The 2,036-nt window shown below is 34.3% G+C and carries 1 protein-coding gene; it reads right to left on the bottom strand.

What is annotated here, in order from left to right; genetic code table 11:
- Positions 1 to 29 precede the first annotated feature (29 nt).
- On the bottom strand, positions 30 to 2,036 hold a 2,007-nt coding region (locus ACFIKI_RS08295), incomplete at its 5' end, for a type ISP restriction/modification enzyme (RefSeq protein ID WP_375666739.1).

The following is a 2,036-nucleotide window of genomic DNA, read 5'->3' as shown; positions in this document are numbered from 1 at the left end:
ATACCCCTTGTGAGTTTAGCAAGCCAAGTCTATTCAGTTTCTCTAATTTCTAGTTTTGGTAGGTTCTTAACGATTTTTATTGTCTCTAAACTTACGGTAATAATCCTCTGAAATAACTCTAGAGGGTAGGCAGGGTTGCCAACGGTTTCAACAGCATAACGATTGGCATCATTCACAATACCACTCTTTTTATCAGTCTTTACACATTGACGCCCCATAACCCATTCAAGAGCGGGTTTACCATTAACGATATACGCATAAGCTTCAAGAGGGATATCTGTTATGATAATATTGCTATTGTAAAAAACAGTCGATTTATCCTTTTCCTTACTATTCTTAATTTTTGCGAATTTCATTTCAGTTACATAATAGAATTTTTCTGGATTAGAGATCTCTGTAACTTTTGGATTACCTTTTTTAAAGGTCACTGGATAAGGTTCTATAGTTTCATAATTCACGTGCAAATGACCCAATTCACGCCCAGCTGTTACAAACTTCCAAAAGTCATCAGCACTCTTTACGCAAGGGATACGAGGCAATTCTTTAGAGAGGTTATCAGCATAACGGGCACGGTAATCTTCCGAATGAAGTAGACCGTAAACGTAATAGAATAAATCATCTTTAGTGATTTTTTCATTAGGATAAGCCGCTTTAAAATGTGCTAATCCTTCATCAGTTATAGCATCACGCCTTTGTAAACCAGATGTTGTGCTTTCTTCTGTAGAATGCGTAAATAAATGTGACTGGTTATTATCTTTAGATTTTAAGGAGGTAATATCTTCATAAAAGTATCTTGGAAAGCATTGACCATTATGCACAACATGAAGATCAAGTATAGACTTAGCTATCAAAACAGAAAAACCTGATTGAGTTCCCATGCCTGAAATTTGTATTACCTTATTTTCAACCGCTTTTCCCATCGGAAATATACGAGGCATCTGGTAAGTTCTTTCATTAAAAATACGATTATAGTAGAGCCATTGTTGTGTAAAAGGACGATAAAGGCTTTGAATTAAACAATCATTCTCAAATTCAGAAAACTTTCCCCTTATAATTTCTTCTTTTAAACTACTACTCCAACTAATTTTGCTTTCATCTGTATTGACGAAATTATCTACAGCATTTTTATGTATTCTGCGATCAACATGTCCATAAGCAGCATTAAAACGTTCTACTTCACTATTATAGAACGCAATCGTATTGTGCATGTTCTTTGCTAAAACCTCACGGCTTGCATTGTATGCCCAAGCATCACGATTAGTTTTTAGACCACAAGAATAAATCTCAAACAGTTTTTTATCATAAGGTTTCTTATCACCTATAGCTAAGAATGTTTCAAAACTGTTATCACGTTGATTAATCCAATCACCATGTTCATCCGGTGTAATCATTTGCCAACTTGATTTATTAGCTATACCACCAATACTAGTAAAGTATTGAAGCATCTCAAGTTTTTTTCCGGTGGAAAGATTATCTCCAATATCATGATAGTAAATTTTACATTCTCCAGAAACATTGGGATTTTTAATAAATAATGTTACGGCAATACCCGTCATACTACCATTGCCGAAAATATTCTCACCTTCTTGAGCGTTATTTTTATTCATCATATTTTTACGGATATCACCTCGTAAATTAAGTACATAAATACTCGTAAATTCTTTGGCTAAAGATTTTCGTAAACTATCCATTGCTGGCTTTTCTATATAGCTTGAACCAGAAACAAAACCAATTACCCCAGCATTATGAATACGGTCACTCGCCCAACGAATAGCACGTATATAACTGTCATAAAGCGCTCGTATATTACTTGCTTTAGATTGAGCCGCATAAGTTTCACTGATCCGTTTATCTAATATCGGGTAGGGAGTGTTCTTTGCATTATCATTTTCATTCTTTTGTCCTACTGAATAAGGCGGGTTACCAAAGATAACTTTGATATTTAGATTTTTCTGGTATTCTAAATATTCACTGTTTTCTTTAAGTATACCGTCTATCAAATTTTTCTCTTTAAGCGTTTGAAACGTATCGGTTAA

Origin of the sequence: Bartonella sp. TT121SHDZB (assembly GCF_042193415.1) — a bacterium.
In the GTDB taxonomy this organism is placed as follows: domain Bacteria; phylum Pseudomonadota; class Alphaproteobacteria; order Rhizobiales; family Rhizobiaceae; genus Bartonella.
Note: the sequence above shows the minus strand (reverse complement) of the source record. Positions and strands in the feature narration are given on the sequence as shown.